Origin of the sequence: Levilactobacillus suantsaii (genome assembly GCF_004115745.1) — a bacterium.
Taxonomy (GTDB): Bacteria; Bacillota; Bacilli; order Lactobacillales; family Lactobacillaceae; genus Levilactobacillus; species Levilactobacillus suantsaii.
Genome location: NZ_QXIL01000003.1, coordinates 57,711 through 81,375 on the forward strand (window position 1 = coordinate 57,711; position 23,665 = coordinate 81,375).

Annotated in this window: 16 protein-coding genes; all 16 read right to left on the minus strand. The window is 52.8% G+C overall.

Annotated features, from left to right (window positions below):
• Window positions 1-195 precede the first annotated feature (195 nt).
• Complete coding sequence (locus tag DXH47_RS02330) at window positions 196-927, minus strand: transaldolase (protein ID WP_129031473.1); 732 nt, start codon at window positions 925-927, stop codon at window positions 196-198.
• 93 nt (window positions 928-1,020) lie between these two features.
• Window positions 1,021-4,356 carry a DNA polymerase III subunit alpha gene (gene dnaE, locus DXH47_RS02335; RefSeq protein WP_129031474.1) on the minus strand — a complete coding sequence of 1,112 codons (3,336 nt, stop codon included), beginning with the start codon at window positions 4,354-4,356 and terminating at the stop codon, window positions 1,021-1,023.
• A gap of 104 nt (window positions 4,357-4,460) precedes the next feature.
• Window positions 4,461-5,159: a glycerophosphodiester phosphodiesterase family protein gene (locus DXH47_RS02340; protein WP_129031475.1), complete on the minus strand. Its 699-nt coding sequence runs from the start codon at window positions 5,157-5,159 to the stop codon at window positions 4,461-4,463.
• Between the two features lie 53 nt (window positions 5,160-5,212).
• Window positions 5,213-6,577, minus strand: coding sequence for an ABC transporter substrate-binding protein (locus DXH47_RS02345; protein ID WP_129031476.1), 1,365 nt, complete (start codon window positions 6,575-6,577; stop codon window positions 5,213-5,215).
• Entirely contained in the window at window positions 6,577-7,398 is an 822-nt protein-coding gene (locus DXH47_RS02350) for a carbohydrate ABC transporter permease (RefSeq protein ID WP_129031477.1), read from the minus strand. Before DXH47_RS02350 ends, DXH47_RS02345 begins: the two co-directional genes overlap by 1 nt.
• Window positions 7,398-8,345 (minus strand): carbohydrate ABC transporter permease, encoded by a 948-nt coding sequence (locus DXH47_RS02355; protein WP_129031478.1) that lies wholly within the window; start codon window positions 8,343-8,345, stop codon window positions 7,398-7,400. Before DXH47_RS02355 ends, DXH47_RS02350 begins: the two co-directional genes overlap by 1 nt.
• Complete coding sequence (locus DXH47_RS02360; protein ID WP_129031479.1) at window positions 8,302-9,420, minus strand: ABC transporter ATP-binding protein; 1,119 nt, start codon at window positions 9,418-9,420, stop codon at window positions 8,302-8,304. Before DXH47_RS02360 ends, DXH47_RS02355 begins: the two co-directional genes overlap by 44 nt.
• A gap of 193 nt (window positions 9,421-9,613) precedes the next feature.
• Window positions 9,614-12,229 (minus strand): ATP-dependent chaperone ClpB, encoded by a 2,616-nt coding sequence (gene clpB, locus DXH47_RS02365; RefSeq protein WP_129031480.1) that lies wholly within the window; start codon window positions 12,227-12,229, stop codon window positions 9,614-9,616.
• A 137-nt stretch (window positions 12,230-12,366) separates the two neighbouring features.
• Window positions 12,367-13,608 carry a peptidase T gene (pepT, locus tag DXH47_RS02370; RefSeq protein WP_129031481.1) on the minus strand — a complete coding sequence of 414 codons (1,242 nt, stop codon included), beginning with the start codon at window positions 13,606-13,608 and terminating at the stop codon, window positions 12,367-12,369.
• A 39-nt stretch (window positions 13,609-13,647) separates the two neighbouring features.
• A complete protein-coding gene (locus tag DXH47_RS02375; protein ID WP_129031482.1) occupies window positions 13,648-14,457 on the minus strand; it encodes a Nif3-like dinuclear metal center hexameric protein in 810 nt (269 codons plus the stop codon).
• On the minus strand, window positions 14,444-15,151 hold the full coding sequence (locus tag DXH47_RS02380) for a tRNA (adenine(22)-N(1))-methyltransferase (protein ID WP_129031483.1): 708 nt from the start codon (window positions 15,149-15,151) through the stop codon (window positions 14,444-14,446). Before DXH47_RS02380 ends, DXH47_RS02375 begins: the two co-directional genes overlap by 14 nt.
• 143 nt (window positions 15,152-15,294) lie before the next feature.
• Entirely contained in the window at window positions 15,295-18,681 is a 3,387-nt protein-coding gene (locus tag DXH47_RS02385) for an MMPL family transporter (protein WP_225423484.1), read from the minus strand.
• Between the two features lie 43 nt (window positions 18,682-18,724).
• Complete coding sequence (locus tag DXH47_RS02390; protein ID WP_129031485.1) at window positions 18,725-19,249, minus strand: RrF2 family transcriptional regulator; 525 nt, start codon at window positions 19,247-19,249, stop codon at window positions 18,725-18,727.
• Window positions 19,250-19,507: 258 nt separating this feature from the next.
• Entirely contained in the window at window positions 19,508-20,638 is a 1,131-nt protein-coding gene (gene rpoD, locus DXH47_RS02395; protein ID WP_404820002.1) for an RNA polymerase sigma factor RpoD, read from the minus strand.
• Between the two features lie 10 nt (window positions 20,639-20,648).
• A complete protein-coding gene (gene dnaG / locus DXH47_RS02400; protein WP_170954932.1) occupies window positions 20,649-22,499 on the minus strand; it encodes a DNA primase in 1,851 nt (616 codons plus the stop codon).
• Window positions 22,500-22,735: 236 nt separating this feature from the next.
• Entirely contained in the window at window positions 22,736-23,614 is an 879-nt protein-coding gene (gene pepI, locus DXH47_RS02405; protein WP_129031487.1) for a proline iminopeptidase, read from the minus strand.
• Between the last annotated feature and the right edge of the window lie 51 nt (window positions 23,615-23,665).

Here is a 23,665-nt window from a genome sequence, read left to right on the forward strand (position 1 = left end):
TTTGGTAGACCAAAATCTTCAGCACAAATTTGATTCCAGAAGTATTTTAGCACTTTTAAAAATTTATGTCTGCTATGTTCGCTGAATTTCAGCGACTTTGTTGCCAAATTCTCAAAGTAAGCGTTTTCCGTTGACGCGCAATCGAATTTTGACAAACCAATTACAGTTTTTCCTTATCTTTAAATAAGCCCACCATTACTCACTAGTGGTTGACGTCGGCGTCGGAATCGTGAAGCCCAGGTCCCGGATGTCGGCATCGAAGGTCTTAACCGTGTCGAGGGAAACTTGAAGCGCTTTCTTGCCGAGTTTCGGTAACTTGGCCAAAATTTTTGGTGGTACCGTGATGATATCGCACCCCGTTTGGTCCGCTTGAACGATGTTAAAGACTTCACGAGTGCTGGCCCATAACAGCTCGATTCGTGGCTTAGCGTGGCATAATTTCGCAGCTGCCCGCATCAATGGTACCGGGTCGACTCCGGTATCGGCGATTCGGCCCGCAAAGACAGAGACGATCCCCCCAGTTCGTTCACTTAACGCTTGAACCGCCAATTTAACTTGCTCAAGTGTCGTGATAGCTGTGACGTTGACCTTTACACCAGCTTGCGATAATCGTTGGATGACCGCCGTGTTGTCAACACCGGTGGCGCGAATGATAGGTACCTTGACCGCAACGTGCTTCCCTAAGTCCGCCAAAACCAGGGCCTCTTTTACCATCTGATCCGGGTCACTGGAGAAGACCTCGAAACTGATCGATTGGTCGGGAAAGGCAGCTACGGCGGCCCGAGCAAAAGCCAAATAATCCGTAATCCCCGCCGCCTTCATCAAGCTGGGATTCGTGGTAAATCCCTGCACCCGCCCCGTTTGTGCGACCTGTTGCATGGCGGTCAATTCCGCCCCATCCGAATATAGCTTCACGTTTAATTGCATGAAAAAAGCCTCCAAATTAAATGATATTAGTTATTGGTATAATCGTATCAAAGCTAATATAAATAGTCTAGAGGCATTTTTATTTAAATTGGTCTATCCATTTTTAAAGACGACGTTACCGGCGCCCATCAATCGTTCTAACGATGCCGTCAGGGCCGCATCAGCCGTTAACCACTGTTGCCGGGGCAGGACTCGCTTCTGGTCGGTCTGCGGCTGATACACAATCACCGGGACATCTCCCGCATGTTGGGTCAAGACCTGGGCCAATTGCGCCGCCACTTTTCGGTCATCGTGATCGGCATCAACGCGGATAAACCAACGAGCCCCCGCGGGTAACGTCACCGGCTGAGGAGCCGCGGACAAACGGTTGGCCACTAGTTGCAGCCCGCGTTTGCGTTCCACCTTGCCCGTAACCACGACGACTTGACCGGTCGCTAACCAGGTGCTAGCTTGGCGAAATTGGTTGGGAAAGACCGTGATGCTCACATCAGCGGATTCGTCGCTGCCGGTGAGAAACGCCATCGGCTCGCCTCGCTTGGTGCGAATCTTGCGAATCCCCGTGACGTAGACCACCACGGTGGCCCGCTGGACACTGGCCAAATCACTGATTGGCACTGCGTGGAGCTTTCGCCTAAGGTCCCGGTACTGCTCGACCGGGTGACCGGACAAATATGCGCCCAAGACCGCTTCTTCCTTTTGAAGCTTGGTCATCAAATCTAAATCGGGTTGATGTTGGACCTTGGGTGCTAAGGCCGCAAACAGGTCCACGTTGTTGCCCGAAAGTTCGACCGTGCTCAAAAATTCGGGAATCGCCGCAATCAGTTCCGCCCGGTTGTACCCAAAGTGATCGAAGGTCCCCGCATAGACCATGGCGTTCAACAGGTCGGCCTTGCGGTACTTAGGATCAGTGCGGTTCAAAAAGTCATGTAAGGTCTTGAACGGCCCATTCTCGTGCCGTTCGGCTAAAATCGCTCGCAAAAAATCGCGTCGCACGCCCTTGATCGAACTCAACCCAAAGATGATCGCCTGATCTTGCAAATTAAAGTAAGCCGTCGAGCGGTTGATATCTGGCGGTAACACGGTCACCCCGTGGCGTTTGGCTTCGGTTAAGTACATCTTAGTCTTTACCGGGACGTTGATCACCGAATTCAGCAACGCCGCATAAAATGGTCCCGGGTAGTGGGCCTTCAAATAGGCTAGTTGAAACGCCAGCTTACTGTAAGCCACCGCGTGGGAGCGGTTGAACCCGTAGTTGGCGAACCGGTCCATATAGGCGAAGACGCGTTGGGCCACATCTTCTGAGTAGCCCTTCTGTAAGGCCCCCTGGACGAATTGCTTTTGCATGGCATCCATGGTCCGGTGCTTCTTCTTACTCATAGCCCGCCGCAATAAATCGGCTTGGCCCAGTGTAAAGCCCCCCATGGCTGACGCTACCTGCATAACCTGCTCTTGGTAAACCAAGACGCCATAGGTGGGACCTAAAATGGGTTTCAACGCATCGGCCGCATAGGTCACGGGTTCCTTGCCCTGTTTGCGGTTAATGAAGGTACCGATATTTTCCATCGGCCCCGGCCGGTACAGCGCGTTTACGGCCGCGACCAGTTCAAAACTATCGGGTTTTAATTGGCGCAAGACCCGCTTGATACCGGCCGATTCAAATTGGAAGACCCCGTTAGTCTCTCCTTGGGCAAATAGCTGGAGTGTCGCCGCATCGTTGAGATCGATATCGTTCACGGATAGTGCGTGACCCGTTTGCTTGCGGACTAACCGCAGGGCGTTCGCCAGGATACTAAGATTTCGTAGTCCCAGGAAATCCATCTTCAACAATCCCACGGCTTCGACGGTGTCCTTAGGATACTGGGTCATGAGCAAGCCTTCACTCCCCGGTTGGAGCGGCACCAGATCCGTCAGTTGTCCCTGGCTCAATACGATACCGGCCGCGTGGGTCGAGTAATTTCGCGGTAAGCCTTCCAATTGTCGCGCCGTAGTAAAGAGCAAGCGATTGCGGTCGCTATCGGCCACCAGATTGCGCAACCGTTGCGATTGTTGGTAGGCAGCTTGCAAGGTGATGTGCAACTGGTTCGGAATCGCCGCACTCCAATCACTCATTTCAAAGGCACTCACGCCTAAGACGCGACCCACGTCGCGTAACGCTGCCTTGGCCGCCAGAGTCCCGAACGTAATAATTTGGGCGACTCGTTCGTGGCCGTACTTGTCGTGAACGTACTGGAGGACCTCCTGCCGTCGATCATCCGGGATATCCAAATCAATATCAGGCATCTGGGCCCGTTCCTCGTTCAAGAACCGTTCAAACAACAGGTGGTAGGCCAGTGGGTCCACTTCCGTGATGGCCAGCGCATACGCCACTAACGACCCGGCCGCTGAGCCTCGGCCCGGACCGGTCTGGATATGAGCGCGGTGCGCAAAGTTCATGACGTCCCAGACAATCAGAAAATAATCATCAAAGCCCATCCGGTGGATCACGCCCAATTCATGGGTCAACCGCTCTTGGTAGGCGGCTCGGTCTGCCGTTGCGTGGCCTTGCAAACGCGCAGCTAGTCCCCGCTCACAAAGTTGTTGAAGGTAGGCTTGTGAACTCAACTGTTGCGGCGTTGGAAACTGGGGTAATTGTGGCTGTTGAAAGTGCAAGGTCACCTGCACATCGGCCGCCAACTGCCCGGTCGCCGTCGCCGCTGCCGCTAGCTGACCCGCATACCGATTAGTCTGGTCCGCCGCCGGCATCAACCAATGGTCGCCTAATTCGTGCTGTTTGGTTTGGGGGTCATCAATCGTGGCCCCCGCCGCAATCGCCCGAAGCACGTTTACGGCGAAATCGTCTTCGCGGTTCAAATAAGTCACCGGACTCAACGCGACCAACGTGGTTTGCGTTTGCTCAGCGACCGCCGATAACCCATCCTGGAGAACCAAAGCGGTATCTGCAGCGACACCCAAATACAGGTGTTTTGCGGGGACCCATTGTTGTAAGCGTTGGACCACCTGAACGGCTGCCGGAGCATCCCCCGCAACCAACAATTGGTGAACTTCGCTATCCAGCGGAGCGATTACGTCTAGATGGGTCAAATTCGCTGATTGTCGCGCTAAGTCGACGGGGGCTTCGCCGACCTGATAGGCTGTCGTCAGCTGCATCAACTGCTGGTATCCCGTGAAGTCACGGGCAATGAAGACCCAGTTGAGTTCGCTTTCCCCGTTGACCACCAGTCCCTGCGTGGTCAACGTCAACCCCAGTAACGGTTGGATTCCAGCCGTTTGGCAGGCGTTATAAAAGGCTACCGTGCCGTACATGACGTTTTTATCAGTCAGAGCTAACGCCGTGTAGCCCCGTTGTTTCGCCGTTTGCACCAATTCGGTGATTCGATTGGTACTTTGTAACAGACTGTAGGTGCTGAAGACTTGTAATGGCACAAACACGTCGCTTTCTCCCCTTCCTAGTTTGCTCTATTATACCAGAAAAACGCGCTCGTTTAACTGCAAACGAACGCGTGTTCTGAATTTTATCTTGAGGGGTAACAGTCTTATTTGACCAATAACATCCGGTCACGTAACCGCGTCATGGTCATAAAATCATCCGTGAAAATACCAGCGACTTGTTGCTGAAACAACTCATAAGCTTCAGCAGGCTCATCGACCGTCCAAATTCGTTCCGTTACCGGAATATCGGCTTGGTAATGCTTTAAATGTAATCCCTCGAGGTGTTCGTTAGTCACAAACGCCTTGGCGTTCACCACCGGTTTCCCAGTCAACCAGCAACAAGCCTCGTCGGGTGCCAACAACTGGCAAGCCTTTAAGGATGGCAGGTAAAACGACGAGAAAATCACGGGCCGCGCAAGGGTCACGGTATCTAGCATATCCAAAACGATCTTCTCAATCCCTGGGTAGCGAACTTTGTTGGTCTTAAACTCTAGGTTGAGCTGCACATCCTGGTCGCCCACTAACGCTAACAGTTCCGCTAACGTGGGAATTACTTCGCCACGATCCAAGTGAAACTGTCGTAGTTCCGCTAGGGTGTAATCCTTAATGAACCCTTTGCCATCAGTGGTCCGGTTGAGCTTTTCGTCATGCATGATGACGGGGACTCGATCCTTCGTCAGTTGAACATCAAACTCCAAGCCATCGATGTGGTGGGCCAACGCATAGTCGAACCCGGCTAAACTATTCTCTGGGAATTGCGCTGGATACCCCCGGTGGCCAAAAATTGCCGTGCGGATTGCCATAATTTTCCTCCTCATAACCCTTCTTTTAACTGATCAACGCCACCTTAACTTACTCAAGAATAGCCGTTAGACCGATTATTATTGCTGATGTAACTATTCATTGATTTCTGGGCGGTAGCCAATGCTTTTTGTGGGTCACTCCCCTGATAAATCTGTTCCATGGCCGTTTGGGTCAGGATCCGGGCCTGAATCAAGCCCTGTAAAAAGATACCCGAGTTGGTATTGTTCGGCGTAGCGGCGCGCAATTGTTCTCCTGGAACTTTAGTTGCCGGCAACTTTTGATAAAGTGCCTGTAATTCCGGTTCCTTTTGCGAATCCTTGTTCAACGCCAAGTACCCGGTCGCAACTTGCCAAGCCGCCTGATTCTTAGCCGTCAGCAAGTACTTGATGAAGTCCCAAGCCCCCCGTTGAACGTGGGTCGTCTTGTCGTTAGAGATCCACAGCGAGGCGCCCCCAATGGCGACTCCGTTGGCTTTTTGACCATCCGGATGCGGGTAATAAGTGATGCCCAATTTGTCCGGGTTACCCTTGGTCAGTTGCCCAATCGTAGCCGAGCTTTGGAGAAACATCCCCAACCGGCCCGATAAGAAGCTCGCCGTTTCGTTATTAACAGCGTTGGCGCCGGCCCCGTAGTTCACGAAGCTGCCGCGCTTCAAATTCGTTTGGATCCACTGCATAGTCTGGACTGCCGCCGGTCCGGTGAAGTTAACGGCCGTTGGGGTCCCAGCATGCCCGTCTTCCCGGTTAGCTAATGACTCCCCCGAGTTAGCCAGGAACTGTTCGAACAGCCAGCCATAGATTTCCACGGTGATCCCCTGGACCTTTTTATGCGAGCGGGTCATTAACTGAGTCGCCACCCGGGTGATATCCTGATACGACGGGTTGACCGGCGGTGGCGTGATCCCGTACTTTTTCAGTAACGTCGCGTTATAGTACAGGACCGGTTGTGACGTATTGAACGGCATCGAGAGTTGCACTCCTTTATTGGCGTAAAAGGCGCGGGCCCCCGACGCAATCTTTTGGACCGGATAATGGTCCTCGTCGATAAACTTTTGGACCGGCGTGGTGTACCCCGTGTGGTGCAACTGGCTAGTCGAGATATCCATCGATTGGAAGACCGCCGGTGAGGCATCAGTCCCGTGAGTATCGATGATCTTCTGGACCGCCTCATTATAGTTCCCTTCAAATTCGGGAACGACTTCATACTTTGTTTGTGAGTGGTTAAAATTTTTGACCAACGTCAATAATTCTTGCTGGGCAGGACCGGTCATTTCGTGCCAAAAAACCACTTTCGTCCGGGTATTGGCCTGAGCCGTGGTCGCCCGCTGATGCGTGGCCCACCCTAAGCCAATAGCAGCCACAATAATCAGACACAGGCCAGCTAATCCCCAGCGTTCCCAGTTACGTATCCGTCGCATTATTTCGTGGCCCCTTCGTTCAACCCGTTCTTGAAGTAGTGCTGCCCAACGAACAGAACTAATAACGTTGGGATCACTACGATCACGGCACTGGCTTGGATCATCCCCCAATTGTTGAAGGTTTCTTGGGACTGCAGTTGCCGCAAACCGTCTTGCACGGGACGAAACTTATCGCTAAACGTGGTCAACATCGGCCAGAGGTATTGGTTCCAGCTTTCCAGAAAACTGTAAGCCGCCAGCGTGAAGATGCTAATGCGGGCGTAAGGTAACGCCACGCGCCAATAGAATTGCCAGTGATTCAGGCCCTCGATATCGGCGGCTTCCTTGAGTTCCCCGGGAATCTGGCGAAATGCCTGGCGCAACATGAAAATGCCAAAGGCCGAGGTCAGAAACGGAATCACCATGACCGCGTAATGGTTCAACAGGTTCAAGAACCGAACCGTAGCGAAGTTTGGAATCACCTCAGCTTCAAATGGGAGCATCATGGTCGCTAAAATGACGTAGAATAGGAAATCTCGACCTTTGAATTTAAGAAAGACGAACGTGTAAGCCCCCAGTGAACAGAATAAGACCTGCGCCAACATGGTCAGCGTCGAAATCACCAGGCTGTTGACCAGATACCGCAGAATGGCTGTCTGTTGCACCGCATCGACGTAATTGGCCAGCGAAAGGTGGGAACTGATTAGAATCCCCTTGGCAATATCAGCCGTGGGCATCAAACTGGTCCAGAAACCAAGAATAAATGGTCCTAAGATTAACAGAGCCAGGAGTCCCAAGCCTAGATACCGAAGGGATTTGTGCGTTTTGGTCAGACTCATCATTAGTAAGTCACCCGCTTTTCGAGGAATTTGAATTGCAGTAACGTGAACAAGGCAATGACCAGAGCCAAAATGATCGACTCGGCACTAGCCATGCCATAGTTCCCGGTCAAAAAGGCATCCTTATAAACTTGGTAGACCATCAGGTTCGTCGCATTGTTCGGCCCCCCGGCGGTCATCAGATCAATCAGCCCGAAACTCTTGAACGCCCCGATCAACGTGACCGTTGCGGTAAAGAACAGCGTAGGTGAAATCATCGGCAACGTCACGTGCCAGAATTGGTACCTCTTAGACGCCCCTTCAATATCTGCTGCTTCGTACAACGTCGGGGGCACCATCTGGAGGGCCCCAAAGAGAATCAAGAAGGTGAAACCGAGGTTCATCCAGACCGTCGAAACGATGATGGCGACCATCGCCCAGCCGGGATCGGTCAACCAATTGATCACCGGTAAATGGAAGAAGGCGGCAATCTGGTCCAATAACCCGACCGAAGGACTAAAGATGAACAGCCAGAAAATGGCTGCGACCGAGACCGAGACCCCCATCGTCGCCGAAAAGATGGTCCGGAACCACTGAATCCCGGCCAGCTTTTGAACGGTCGCTTGCGCCAGCAAGATACCTAGCGCGAGGGTCAAAACGACGACCCCGACCACGTAGAACCCCGTTGCCGTAAGACTGGCTCGGTAAGCCGCCGAGGTCAACAAGCTCACGTAATTTTTTAAGCCCACAAAGACAGTCGGTCGCCCCACATTATTGGTTAAAAACAAGCTCAAATAGAGCGTCCGTACCATCGGGTAAAAGACAAACACGCCTAAAATCAGGAGCGATGGTCCTAAAAAAGCGGCGGCATAATACTTATCATTGACGTGGACGTTAAAGCCCTTGGCTGCTGTTTTGGCAAAGGACTTAACGGTTGGCTGCGACTTGGGAACGCTGTGTCCGGCTTCCATTGGTCATACCTTCTTTCAAAATGAATTGGGCCTGGCCTTGTGCATCAAACACATAAACCGTCCCGGTGATCTTGACCGCTAGTTGTTCTCCGGGACGATAAGCCATGGCGGGGTCCCCCACTAATTCCAAGGCCGTCCCGTCGGCCAGTTGCGTTTCTAGTAGCATGTTAGCGCCCAGGTACTCTACCGTCTGGACTTGCACGTTAGGTGTCGCGGTGTCCCGCGGCAGAATGGTCAAGGCGTTGGGCCGAATCCCAACTGTGTAATCAGCTACCGCTAAGGGGCGGGGTAGAGGCAACTTCAACGTCTGGGCCAAAGTCAGTTCTTCATCGCCACTCACCCGTGCCGGCAAGAGGTTCATCCGGGGAGCCCCGAAGAAACTAGCCACGAACGTGTTGACTGGCTGGCTATAGATTTCGAGGGGCGTCCCAATCTGTTGCACGTGGCGGTCGTGTAGCACCATGATGTGGTCAGCCATAGTCATGGCTTCCACCTGATCATGCGTCACGTAGATCACGGTCAAGCCTAATTTTTGCTGGAGGTTCCGCAATTCGGTACGCATCTTGACCCGCAACTGGGCGTCAAGGTTCGAGAGCGGTTCGTCCATCAAACAAATCTTGGCGTCACTGGCCACCGCACGGGCCAGTGCGAACCGTTGCCGTTGCCCACCGGAAAGGTCGCGGGGCTTACGATCCTTGAATTCGGTGAGGTTGACCAGTTCCAAGGCTCGATTGACGCGGTCAGCCACTTCAGCTGCTGGGAACTTACGAGCTTTCAGTCCAAACCCAACGTTATCTGTGACCGATAGAAACGGAAAGAGCGCGTAACTTTGAAACACCATCGTGAGCTTACGATCCTTGGGCGGCAGATTCGTTGCGACTTGACCATCGATGGTCAACTCGCCTGCCGAAATGGGAATCAACCCAGCAATCATACGTAATAACGTACTTTTCCCACATCCTGACGGGCCGACGATAGCGAAGAACTCACCACTTTCGATTTCCGCTTGAACGTCGCGTAAAACCCAATCCTCAGCGTGATATGCCTTACTGAGGCCATCCAATTTAATTGACATCTTGCCACTTCCCTTATTAAAAACTAGTCTCAGTGTAAGGAAAGCATGTAAAGGACCCGTATGTTCCGTGTAAATGGTTTGTATTATCCCCGCAACCAACCACCGGCAACGGTAAGCTCAGTGAACAATCCATTAAAAAAAGCCCCGCCTCCACGGCCTGAATGGCCATTGAGACTGGGCTTATACTGCGTTGTTACTGTTGAACTTCGGCGGGCGTTTGCACTTGATGCGTGAACGTCAGTTGATCATCCGCCACGTCGATGGTGATCAAGCTGTGAGCAGGAATCTCACCCGCAATCAACAACTTGGCCAACGGCGTCTCGACGTGGGTGGTGATGAACCGTTGCAATGGTCGCGCCCCGTAAGCTGGCAGGTACCCAGCTTGGGCAATCCATTGTTGGGCCGCTGGCGTGATGGTCAAGTCTAACTGTTGTTCATGCAGGCGCGTCGCTAACCGGGCGACCAATTTGACCACGATTTGTTGGACGTCGGCTAACGTCAGTGGCGTGAACATGATGGTCTCATCGATCCGGTTCAAAAATTCGGGCCGGAAGTGTGTTTGCAACAATCGAGCGACCTGTTCTTGCGCGTCCTTGGTCAGTTTTCCCTGGTCATCGGTCCCTTGTAACAGGATGTCGGACCCCAAGTTCGAGGTCATGATCAAGATCGTGTTCTTGAAGTCCACGGTCCGACCCTGACTATCCGTCAAGCGGCCATCGTCTAAGACCTGTAATAACAAGTTAAAGACGTCCGGATGTGCTTTTTCCACCTCATCAAACAAGACGATGGTGTACGGGTTACGCCGGACGGCCTCGGTTAGTTGGCCCCCTTCTTCGTAGCCCACGTAACCGGGCGCTGCACCAACTAGCCGGGACACGGATTCCTTTTCCATGTATTCGCTCATGTCGATACGGACCATGTGATCTTCGCTGTCGAATAAGTTAGCGGCCAACGCTTTGGCCAGTTCTGTCTTTCCGACCCCGGTCGGACCTAAGAAGAGAAATGAGCCCAACGGTTTGGTCGGATCCTGTAACCCGGCGCGGGACCGCAGGACGGCATCCGCCACGGCAGCTACGGCTTGGTCCTGGCCCACGACCCGGTCATGCAACCGGTCACCTAATTTCAAAAGCTTTTCGCGTTCGCCTTGGACCAACCGAGTGACCGGGATCCCCGTCATCCGACTGACCACGGCCGCGATTTCGTTCGCCGTCACGGATTCGGAGACCAGCCACTTCTTTTGATGGTTGCGGGCTTCCAGTTCCGTCAGTTCCTTTTCCAGCTGCGGAATAGTCCCGTGTTGGAGCTTAGCCGCCTTGGTCAGGTCGTACTGACTTTCGGCGTCAGTCAATTCGCGCTTGGCCCGGTCAATTTCGGTCTTCTTGGTCCCGAGTTGTTGGATTGCCGTCTTTTCGTCCGTCCACTGAGCGCTCAAACGGTCGACCTTCTCCTTGATGTCGGCCAGTTGCTTGGTGAGTTCTTGTAAGCGAGTCTTCGATGCGGCGTCGGTCTCTTGCTTCAATGCCGTTTGTTCGACCTGCATCCGCATCATCTGACGCTGGGCTTGGTCCAGTTCGGTTGGTGCCGAGTTCATCTCGACCCGAATCGAAGCCGAGGCTTCATCCACCAGGTCGATGGCCTTGTCGGGCAAGAAACGGTCGGTCAAATAGCGGTTCGACAACTTAGCGGCCGCTACCAGGGCATTGTCGTGAATGCGGACCCCGTGATGGATTTCGAAGCGTTCGCGAATCCCCCGCAGAATCGTGACCGTGTCGGCCACGCTGGGTTCGTCGACCACGACTCGCTGGAACCGGCGGGCCAAGGCCTTATCTTTTTCCATGTATTCCCGGTACTCATCGAGCGTGGTGGCCCCAATCAGGTGAAGCTCACCGCGAGCTAGCATTGGTTTCAAGAGGTTCCCGGCGTCCATGCTGCCTTCCGCCTTACCAGCCCCCACAATGTTGTGAATTTCGTCGATGAACATGATGATTTGACCGTCGCTCTTGGTGACTGCCTTTAAGACGGCCTTCAAGCGTTCCTCAAATTCACCGCGGTACTTGGCCCCGGCAATCAATGCGCCCATATCGAGGGAAAAGATAGTCTTGTCTTTCAAGTTGTCGGGCACGTCGCCGCGCACGATTCGTTGGGCCAAGCCCTCCACGATGGCGGTCTTCCCAACGCCGGCTTCCCCAATCAAGACGGGGTTGTTTTTGGTTTTCCGTGACAAGATCCGAATCACGGACAAGATTTCGTCATCCCGGCCAATGATCGGGTCGATTTTTCCACTGCGCATAGCTTGGACTAAATCAATTCCGTACTTCTTCAAGGCCTGGTACTGGGATTCCTGATTTTTCGAGGTGACTCGTTCGCCGTTGCGAACTTGGTCCACGGCCAGCTTTAATTGTTTAGTGGTCAAACCTTGTTGCTTCAAGTAGTCGGTCAGGCTTTCCCCACTTAACTGCATCAGCGCCAAGACCACCATGTCGATAGCCAAGTACTCATCATGGTAACTGTCCTTCAACTGGTCGGCCTGTTGCAACAGAGTGGTCAAATTATTGGAAAAGGTCTGACCATATTGCACGTTACTGCCCGTGACCTGACTGATACCGTCCAGTTCTCGGTCGAGTTCAGCGTCCAACTGCGCAACGTCAACGCCAGCCGATTCAAAGAGCTGGCGAGCTAATTCACCTAGTTGAATCAAAAATTTAAATAGGTGTGCCACCGTGACCGCTTGGTGTCGCCGGGTGACCGCAATCCGTTGGGCCTCCCCTAAGGCGTCCGTCAAGGCTTGCGTCATTTTTTCTGGATTCATATCTCTTCCTCCGTTTCAACTTAGACTTAAGTTGTGGCTAAAAAAGAGGCCCCGTTAAGGTCACCTCAATTTTCACTCATATTCTAACTGATTTAAGCTGAAATTCAAAATAATTTGACCAAATTTGACCAATTAATTTAAGCGCGTTGTTCCGCTAAGGTCACAATCTTTAACAAAACGTCGGTCGCCCGTTCCATGGTTTGTTCGGAAACGTACTCGTAGCGCCCGTGCATGTTCTCGCCCCCGGCAAACAGGTTCGGCGTTGGCAAGCCCATGAAGGAAATCTTGGACCCATCCGTACCACCCCGAACCGGGAAAATCAACGGCTTGATTTGTAAGGCTTCCATAGCGTCTTTAGCCAAATCGACCACGGTCATATTCTTTTCGATGATCTCACGCATATTGTAATACTGGTCCTTGATGGTGACTTCCAAACGCTTTTGACCGTAAGCCCGGTTCATCCGGTCGGCGATGCCCTGGAAGAGCCGTTTGCGGTCTTCGAAGAGTTGCCGGTCGTGGTCGCGGATGATGTAGCTGAGTTGGGCCGTGTCCACATCCCCCGTGATGCGGTAGAGATGGAAGAACCCTTCCCGGCCTTCAGTCGTTTCGGGCCGGTCATGCGCTGGCAAAGCCGCGTGAAAGTCCATGGCAACTTGCGATGCGTTGACCATCACGCCCTTCGCCTCGGCCGGGTGAACGTTGGTCCCAGTTATTTTGACCTGAGCATCCGCGGCGTTAAACGTTTCGTACTCCAATTGCCCCAAAGGTCCGCCATCGACGGTGTAGGCCAAATCGGCACCAAAGTCCGCCACGTCAAAGTGGTCCGCCCCGGTCCCGACTTCTTCGTCGGGACCCAGACCAATCTCGATTTCACCGTGCTTGATTTCCGGGTGGGCCAACAGATATTCTGCGGCCGCCATGATTTCGGCGACTCCGGACTTATCGTCGGCGCCTAGTAGCGTGGTCCCGTCGGTGGTAATCAGGGTGTCTCCTTGGTAATTTTTCAAATTCGGGAACACGGCGGGGTCTAACTGGTACTTGCCCGCCTCATCTAAATTAATGACGGATTGCCCATCATAGTCTTTCACGATTTGCGGCTGAATGTTTTCGGCGTTAAAGTCTGCCGTATCGAAATGGGCAATGAACCCAACCTTTTTGACCGCTTTATCCGTGTTTGCCGGTAGCGTCGCGTAAACGTAGGCCGATTGTGAGTTGATGTGCACGTTACTTAAGCCAATCGCCTTCAGGTCTTTGACCAAACGTTGCGCAAAGTCCGTCAGCCGTGGCGTTGACGGAATCGTGGTCGAGGCCGGGTCCGAGCGGGTGTTCACTTTCACGTAATCTAAAAATCGCGGAATCAGGTTTGCATACTTCGTCAATTCAATCATCCTTTCATTTTTTACTCGTGTGATTAGCAGTCACATCATAAAGGTAAACGGTTCGGTGTTGATAGCCAACGGTTGGATAGTCAAGTCCCAATTGTTCTCCGTTTGCCAAGTCGTAAATAACTTAGTCAATTGCGGGATACAAATACTTTCGATGTGGTGGCCGGGATCCACAACGCTGAGCCCCGCCGCCAACATGTCCTGCGCCGGGTGGTAGGACACATCCCCCGTCACGTACACGTCGGCGTGCTGGGCCAACGCAGCCGGGTAAAATTCACTGCCACTGCCGCCTAAGATGGCCACCCGGCGCACCGGGGCGTCCGGCGTGTTACTAATTAACCGTAATCCGGCCAGGTGAAAGGCCGTCTGACAGTCCCGTGCAAAGGCACGCACCGTGGTCGGTGTCGGCAGATTACCGATGCGGCCCATCATAATGGCCGACGTTGCTTCGCGGCCGTTGCTGGGGACCAAGCCGGTACAGTGCGTTAACCCTAAGGCCGCCGCCAACCAATCGTTCATCCCGCCAGGGGCACTGTCCAGGTTGGTATGTGCGGCGTACACCGTGATGTGATGCGCCAGAATCGTCGCGTACATTTGGTTCTGGGGCACCTGTAAGTCCAGTGTTTTAGCCGGATGGAACATGGCCGGATGGTGGGCAAAGATGAAATCTGCGCCTACCTTGATGGCTTCGGCCACCGTTTCGGGCCGGACGTCTAGCGTTACCAAAATCTTATGGATTGGCGCGTCCAAATCCCCCAGTTGTAACCCCGGGACATCCCAAGGTTCCGCCCAAGATTTCGGGGCAAACTGTTCAAAACGTTCCACAAATTCACGTGCGCGCACGTTGCAAGACCTCCTTGATCTGTGTTAATTCCGCCCTTAACGTGGCGACCTTCGCCGTCGGCACCTGCTTAGCCGCTTGCATCTGCTGTAAGACCGCTTGGGTTCGCTCGGCTTCGTGGGTCCACTTGGCCACGAAAGCGGCGTTGGGGGCCGCCAACAAGAACGGGCCAAACCGTAAGTCATCAGCCGTATAGGTCACCGGCGTAGTCGTTCGGTCAGCCACCAGTACTTCATAGATGTGGCCATCTTCAGCCAAAATCTCTTCGGCTACTAATTTAAAGCCGTGGGTCATCAAGAACTGCCGCACCAAATGGGCGCCCACGTTGGGTTGTAAAATCAGCCGCTGAACACCAGCTAAGCGCGCGTAATCCTGGGTCAGAATCTGGGTGATCAGTGTACCGCCCATCCCCGCAATAACCACGGTATCGATGTGGTCCGTGGCTTCGATAGCTTGCAAGCCGTTGGCTAGACGGGCCGTCAACTGGGCGGTGAAACCTTCGCGCTTTATCTCGTGTTGCGCGTTTTCAAACGGCCCGCGCACTACCTCACCGGCCACGCCGCCAGCAATCAGGCCGCGTTTCAATAGGTTCACGGGCAAGTAAGCGTGGTCGGTCCCAATATCCGCTAACCGACTCCCCTCAGGCACGTATTTGGCAACGGTTGCCAGCCGTTGTGATAAATGGTCTGCATCCATGGTCGTAAACTCCTTCTCTACATTTGTTCAGTCTCCTTTAGTATAAGCTAAACCCTACCGTTTGGGTACCCGTCAAAAAATCCCCCGCCGGTGACAAATCGTCACCGACGAGGGATTCATTTAACGCCAACTAAATTTTAACCTTAGTCATCTTCGTGATGGGACGCGCGCTGCTCGTCATCCGCGTGCCGGGCAATCCCGGAATACGGGTACGGGTAGGTGATCTTCATCACGGCTGGCATCACGATTGGTAACAGGATGACCAGCAAGATAATCCCGATGATGACGGCTAACGCGATTTGAATCAGGGTCATGACCCCGGATGGCATCAGCGCGGCGAAAGTCCCGCTCAAGATAATGCCGGCCGAGATGACCACGGTCCCAATGACCGTTGCCGCCTGTAGCATCTTGTCGCTCGTGGCCCCCGGTTCATGGAGGTATTCCCGGTACTTACGCATCAGGAAGATCGAGTAATCGACCCCAAGTGAGATCAACATGACGAACGTGAAGAACGGTGTGTTCCAAGTCAACATGTCGGTCCCTAGTAATGGCTTGGTAATCCAGTGGACCAGCGTTAAGGCCCCGGAGTAAGCCAGTAACAGGATACCTTCGATGATGATCGGTTGAACCAGCGAACGGGTCACGACCATCAGGGCAATGAAGATGCCGGCTAACATGATGATGACCGTTCGCGTAAAGTCACTCGACGCCATCTGGTTGATGTCGTTGGTCTGTGACGTGTTGCCGCCAAAGGCGACCTTGGCATCGCCCAAACTAGTGCCCTTCAACGAGCCGTTAACCACCTTTTCCAGTTGTGGCAACCGCGCCATGGCGGCCGACGAACTTGGGTCGTCACTTAACACGACCGTCAGCTTAGTCAACTTCTTGTTCGGGGACACGTAAGTCTTCAACGCGGGGGCAAAGGACTTGCCGTGCAACTGCTTCTTTGGAATGTAGAAGGTCTTGGCTGCGGCCGACTTCTGCAAGCCGTCCAGGTAGCTGTTGGCCGACCCCATCCCGGTCGAAACCGTGCTGAGGCCGTTCGTGGCGGTCCCTAAGCCCTTCTTCAAACTGGTCAGTTGTTTACTCATGCTGGCCAATTGCGTGGCCATCGTCTGGTTCCCCGTCGCGACTTGACTCGCCCCGGAAACCAGTTGACTGGTACTGGAAGCCAATTCGTTGGTCCCCGAAGCCAGCGCCGTGGCACCAGTGACCAATTGTGGCATCCGGCCATTGATGGTGTTCATGGCTGAAGACAACTGGCTCGTGGCACTCGAGAGTTGACTAGATTGAGAGCTAGCCGACTGTAGCGCCGTCGCGGCTCCCGGTAGGACAACGTTAGCCTTCTGTGCCAGCGTGGCCACCGCAGTTTGTAACGTACTGGTCGATCTTTGCAAGCTCTGGAGTTCACTAGCGACGCTTTGATCGGCGTTGCCGATTGCCGTGGCGTCACTGCCAATCTTCGCTAAAGAACTGCTTAAGGCCGACGACAATTGTTTTTGCGCCTGCGTTTGCTTAGCGAGGACACTCGCCATGACTTGCTTCTGAGCAGCCGACAACGGTACGCCTGCCGCTTCAAAGGCCGCGTTGACCTGACTGGACGAGACGGACGACACGTTACCGACCGACTGCTTGATGTTCTGCAGTTGGGTCGCAATGTCCTTGGTCTGCGTGCCAATGGTACTCAACGAATTGGTGACACCACTGGTGCTCGTCGAACTACCAGCGACCTGGTTGTTTAATTGCTGAATGGCCGAATTCAATTGCGGTAAGGCACTTTCCAATTGGGCCAATTGGGCAGCTTGTTGCCCCCCGGAAGCCGAGGAGACTTGGGTGTTCAATTGGTTCAACCCGGACGTGACTTGGCTAATCCCGCTTTGTAACGTCTTGGTCCCAGAGCTCAAGCTCTGCGCCCCAGACGACAAGCTTTGCGACCCACTATTCAGCTTTTGGGCGCCATTGCTAACTTCTTTGGACCCGGACGCTAATTTATTAGCGCTGCTGACGGCTCCCGAAACGTCTTGACTCGCTAACTGCTTATGGGCTGATTTGAGGCCCTTGTTGATCTTATTGACCCCGTTTTGCGCCTTGACCAATCCGGATGTGACGGTACTCATCTGGTTACGGACGTAGAGCTTCTTAATAGCTTTACCCCCCGGCTGAGTGGCCGACGCCACGGTCTTGACCCCGTCGCTTTGTTGCAACTGCTTAGTCAAGCGGTCGATCAACATTAATGATTTTTCGTTATCAAGCTTGTGTTTGCTTTGAATATAAATCGTGGTCGGTTCAGCTGTTCCCTTGGAGAAGTGTTGCTGAACGACCTTGAACCCTTGCTTGGCCGGCACGTTATCGCCAATTTCGACCAAGTTATCGTAGTCCAAATCGCCGTGTGACGTTAAGGCCAGCGGAATGAAGATGATACCAACTAGGATCAACGTAATCACGGGGCGAATCATGGAATGCCGCGCCATGGTGTGCCACAGCTTGCTATCCCCTTCACCCTGGAATTTCTTGACCGGCCAGAACATCTTCGGCCCACAGACCGCCATGAAGAACGGGTTTAAGGTCAGCAGAACAGCCAGTAAGACCACGACCCCAACGGCAATGCCGACGGCGGAACGGTACAGCGAGAAGTTCGCAAAGCTCAGGACACTCATCCCAATCAAAACAGACACGCCGGAGTACAGGACCGTACGACCCCCGATGCGGATAGCTTGCTTAGTCGCCGAATACCTGTCCGTTCCGCGGGCGAGTCGCTCGCGAAACTCGTTATACAGTAGAATGTTGTAGTCGGTCCCAATCCCGAAGAGTACGATCACGATAAAGACTTCCGTGAAGTTCGAGAATGGGAAGTTGAAACGGTCGACTAAGTTCGCCACCACTGAGATAGACGTAATGACCGAAACACCCACTGTCAGTAATGAGAACAGTGGCGTAATCGGTGACTTAAAGACCAGCCACAAGACTAAGAAAATGAAGACGGCAGCAATGATCTCGGTCTTCTGAATCCCCGCTTGGGTGGCATCCGAGAAGTCTTGGTTCAAGACATCGGCCCCCGTCACGTAGGTGGTGACGCCCGACGTTTTCGCCAAGTTCGTGATTTCCGAGCGAATCTTGGTGATGGAATGCTTCGATGTCTGGTGCACGTTCAGTTGCAAAAGTTGCGTGCTCTTATCTTTCGAGACTAACTGATCAGCAGCGGTCGAACTATCGCTCGCCGCCGTAATCGCACGAATCTGATACTTTTGTTTGTGGTTTTTGATTCGCTTGATTGTCTGGTCAATCTTGTCGTTTTGCGAACTGGTTAACGCCGAGTTCCCATTATTGAAGACCACCACGATTGCGGTCGTCCCCCGTTGCGAACGCCCCCACTTCTTTTGCATGTTCGTGGCCCGCGTACTTTGATAGTTGCTGGGGACTGTGATTTGCCCTTTGTCGGCAACTAATTTGCTCATGTTGGGAATCGTGATGACGGCTAGTAAGACGATAACCAGCCAGCCAATCATGTTCCATAAATAACGCTTGTTCATCCAACGCACAGCGTTCGTGACCTCCTTTTATAACTTAACTTAATTAACGTTGTTCTTTATTTGAACGGCTTAACCATTCAGTCCAATCCAATTGCAAAGCGGCTGACCCTTCCGTGGGCAGGACCGCGCCAATGGTCAAGGTGGCTAATTGCTGGCGATACTGCTTTTCCGCTTGGTCAAAGACCGCTAAAACGTTCGCCACCGGCTGACGATCTTGAAAATTCTTGAGGTGAAAGGCGCGCACCATTTCATGTTCGTGGTCCAGACCAAATACCTTGTCGACCAACCCCGTATTCTTCACGAACGGCACCGAACTCTCAATCGCATCAAACACGTCTAACAACGTAATCTGTTGCGGATCCCGGGCCAAAACAATGCCACCATCGCGCCCCGACACGGTCTTGACTAGGTCCGCCTTGGCCAATTTTTGGACGATTTTTTTCAAATAACTCGTGGAGATGCCTAACCGTTCAGCGACCAATTGGCTATGTAGCGGAATCTTTCGGTCCTGAATCCCCAACAACGCCACGATACACAGTGCCTGCTCCAAACTTGGCTTGGCTTTCATCAACTTCTCCCTCCCTTTTATTAAGGTTCTTTTAAACGAGATACATTATATCCCCTTTAAGGTAAAATTCAAGACTTTTTACTCGTTAAATCACTATGGGGGCACTTAGTCGTTAATGTAAACGGTTTCAATTAGAGGTAACGCCATACTTTCGCCACCCCTAACTTATCCACAGCATAGCCCCATCGACTCCTTTTAGCCACAAAAAAAGCCCGGAAAAATCCGGACTTTTTAACCCCCTTAAGGGTAAATTCAACTTTATTCTAAGAAATCTTTTAATTGTTTGCTCCGGGATGGGTGCCGTAACTTCCGCAACGCCTTGGCTTCAATTTGCCGAATCCGTTCCCGGGTAACCCCGAAGACCTTACCGACTTCTTCCAGCGTCCGGGTCCGCCCGTCATCCAGGCCGAACCGGAGCCGCAAAACGTTTTCTTCCCGGTCAGTTAAAGTATCCAGCACGCTTTCGAGTTGTTCCTTGAGCAATTCGTAAGCCGCGTGGTCTGCCGGACTCGTCGCGTCTTGGTCCTCGATAAAGTCACCCAGATGCGAGTCGTCTTCTTCACCGATTGGAGTTTCCAACGAAACAGGTTCTTGGGCAATCTTCAAGATTTCCCGGACCTTTTCGGTCGGCATATCCATTTCAGCTCCAATTTCTTCTGGCGTTGGTTCCCGCCCAAGATCTTGGAGTAACTGCCGTTGAATCCGAATCAACTTGTTGATGGTTTCAACCATGTGCACTGGAATCCGAATGGTCCGTGCTTGGTCAGCAATGGCCCGCGTAATCGCCTGCCGAATCCACCAAGTAGCGTACGTCGAGAACTTGAACCCTTTACGGTAGTCGAATTTTTCGACGGCCTTCATTAGACCCATGTTCCCTTCTTGAATCAGGTCTAGGAATTGCATCCCCCGACCGACGTAACGCTTGGCGATAGAAACCACTAACCGTAAGTTGGCTTCAGCCAGTTCTTGTTTGGCTTCCTCTTCGCCCTTTTCGATTCGTAATGCCAAGGCAACTTCTTGGTCCGCCGTCAACAGACTGACCCGGCCGATTTCCTTCAGGTACATCCGTACAGGGTCGTTGATCTTGACCCCGGTCGTCGTGGAGGCCGCCTTCAATTCCTTCTTGGTAACGGCTTTTTGAGCTTTAACGGCCCGTGGGTCAGGTTCACCCTTTGCATCGACCACGCTAATACCCGCATCGGAGATCGTCTCTAATAACTTATCCATCTGCTTGGCATCCAGCGCGTATGGTGACGCCACCTGATCAGTGAGTTCATCGTACGTAATGTGCCCGGCCTTTTTCGTATTTTTGATTAAAGCCCGCACCGTTTTGTTGTATGCCTTTTGATCAAACATTGGTTGATCCGTGGTCTTTTTTGCCATTAAAATACCCCCTAGACTAAACTTGCTTGTTTGCCTGTCGTTGTTGTTCCAACCGGACAATCTCAATGACGAGCTGTCGCTGTTGGTCGGCATCACCTAACCGGGACGCCTCCGTTAACGCTTGCTTCTTATGCCGAATCTGCGCGTCGAGCGGTGCCTCATCCATAATCACCTTCAAATAGTCCTCAATCTCGCGCGGGGTCACCGCCGCTAACGAGATGGTCGACTCCAACTCGATCACGAGTTGTTGCAGGCGCTCTTCTTGAATGAAATCCGTGAACTGGGCGCTTTGATACGTTTCGTGAGTCTGAAAATAGCCCTGGGCCAGGGTGTAGATCACTTGATAATCGTCGTGCACAAAACTAAAGTCGGCCACCTGCGCGACCCGCGCCCAAACGTTACGGTCGTGCAGTAACCAATAGAGCAACTGGCGTTCCGCCCGTTCCAAGCGTGTTAACGGCGCGCGTTGCTGATGGACAGTCACGGCCGGATCATTTGCTGCCGGACGTGGCCGCGCTGGTGTGGGTCGTTGCCGTTCTCGCGTAGCTGCCGTAGTCTGCCGAACCTGCTTGAGTTGCGCCACGAGTGCTGATTGGTCGAGATTGAACTCATTAGCTAATTGCTTCAGATAAAGGTCTAATTCCACCGGTTCATGGACCTGCGCCAATAGTGGCATCACGTCGTTCAAATAGGCTAAGCGTTCGCTGTCAGTCTCTAACGCCCGATTCTGCCGCAAATACCGTAACTGAAAACGAATCGGTGTTTCCTTCGCACTTTGCATCACCTGCTGAAACGCCTCGTCACCGTGCGCACGCCGATACTCGTCCGGATCTTGCCCCTGCGGTAGTTGAATCACATTAATCTTCATCTTGCTGTGAGCTTGTAGTAACCCGATTGCCCGTTGCGTCGCGCGTTGTCCCGGTTCATCTCCATCATAACAGATATCGATCTGGTCTGTCGTTCGTTCAAGCGCATAAATCTGCTCGGTCGTAAGGCTAGTACCCATCGAGGCAATCCCGTTTGGGACCCCTGCTTGGGTCGCCGAGATCACGTCCATGTAACCTTCAAACAAAATAACTTCACCCCGTTGGCGAATCGCCGAGCGGGCTAAATCAAAATTGAACAACAACCGACTTTTGGTAAATAACGCCGTTTCTGGACTGTTTAAATACTTGGGCTGGTCATCACTTTTCTTCAGCACCCGACCGGAGAAAGCTGCCACGTGACCACTGGCGTTCCGTAACGGAAACATCACCCGTTCGGTGAATCGGTCCCGTAACTCGCCCGCCGTGTTCTCAATGAACAACCCACTTTGCCGCAATAATTGATAATCTGCTTGCCGCTGCTCAAAGAAGGGCTTCAACAATCGCTGGTCGGGGGCAAACCCCAACTGGTACTGCTTGATGGTCGCATCGGTCAACCCCCGCTGGTGCAGATAATCCAGGGCGGGTTGCCCCATCTCGGTATTGACCAAGATATGATGGTAGAGTTTAGCCGCCTGTTCGTGCAAGTCGATCAGTTGGCTGGTCTTCGAATCGACCGCGGGGGCGTCCGCCTCCGTGCGGTAATCCGTCGCCAAATCCACGTGGCTAAAATCTGCGACCTTCACGACTGCCTCGCGGAAACTAACATGTTCCAACTCCATTAAGAATTTAAAGACGTTGCCACCCCGACCGCAACTAAAACAATGAAAAATCTGTTTGCCTTCCGATACGGAAAAGGACGGGGTCCGCTCTTCGTGAAAGGGACATAAACCAAACAAATTCTTACCCGATTTTTTTAACTGAACGTATTGGCCCACGACATCGGCAATGTTAGTCGCAGTCCGAACTGTTTCAATCACATCTTCCGGAATTTTCGCCATCATGAGCCCCCTTCCGGTTCTATCCACTCACGCTAGCCTTGAAAAGTCGCACCCCGGGAACCCGAAAAGTGCGACTCTTTGATTGGAATTCGTGCGTAGAAATACATAATATATAATACCACGAAGCTCCGATTTGTCCAAGTAAAACCACTCGGTCGCGACCCAAATATAAATTCGGTCTTCACAACCTTTGCGGCTTTCCATCATAAAACTTTTTGTCAATTCTGCAAGCAATTGGCTTAGTCATGAGCCGTCAACCAGTGATCCAACACGTCAATGAACGCCTCGTGTTGATCGAGCAACGCCAAATGGCGGCTGTTGGCAAACAAGTGCCACTTGGCGCCCGGAATGTGGTCGTAGACGGATTTGGCAATCAAGGGCGTACACAGATCGTCGGTCCCACTGGTAACCAGGACCGGCACGTGAATCTGATGGAGTTGGTCGGTCACGTCAAAATCACTGATAGTTCCGTTTTCCGTAAACTCGTTAGGTCCTTCGGCAATTCGACTCGCTCGTTGGCCATTCGTCGCCCGGCGCATCGGTTCCGGCGAGTTTTCATCGGGTGCGTCCCAACAGTACCGTTCCATATACCGTGCATTAGCGGCTTGATATTTTGGCCCCGAAAAGTCGCCGGTTCGTTCCGCCACGGCAATCGCCTCTTGGTCCTCATAACTTAGATAGGTGAGCAGACGATGTTGTTCTTGAGTCCACAGTTTAATGGACGCCGGCGATCCGTCGATCATCACGCTCTTGACGCCAGCCTGGCTGTAATTGGTCAAATAAAGCATCTCTAGCATCCCACCCCAGGACTGCCCTAACATGTGGATTTGGTCCAGATGTAAATAGCGACGCAGCGCCACTAACTCTTCGGCCCAAGTCTCCTTAACGTAAACGCCCTCATCTTCGGGAAGCGACGACTTACCACAGCCTACCTGGTCATACATGATCAATTGCCGGCCCGTGGCCGCATAATCGTCAAGCAATTCAAAGTAGTTGTGTGACGACCCCGGACCCCCGTGAATCAGCAATAGCGGCGCCTGTCCCGGTGTGCCTTGACCCACGATGCGGTAATACGTTTTAAACCCGTGAAACGGCATGTAACCTTCTTGAACTTCCATCAAAATCCCCTCTTCTAACCGCGTAATCCTCGCAGCCCTTATTATTTTTTA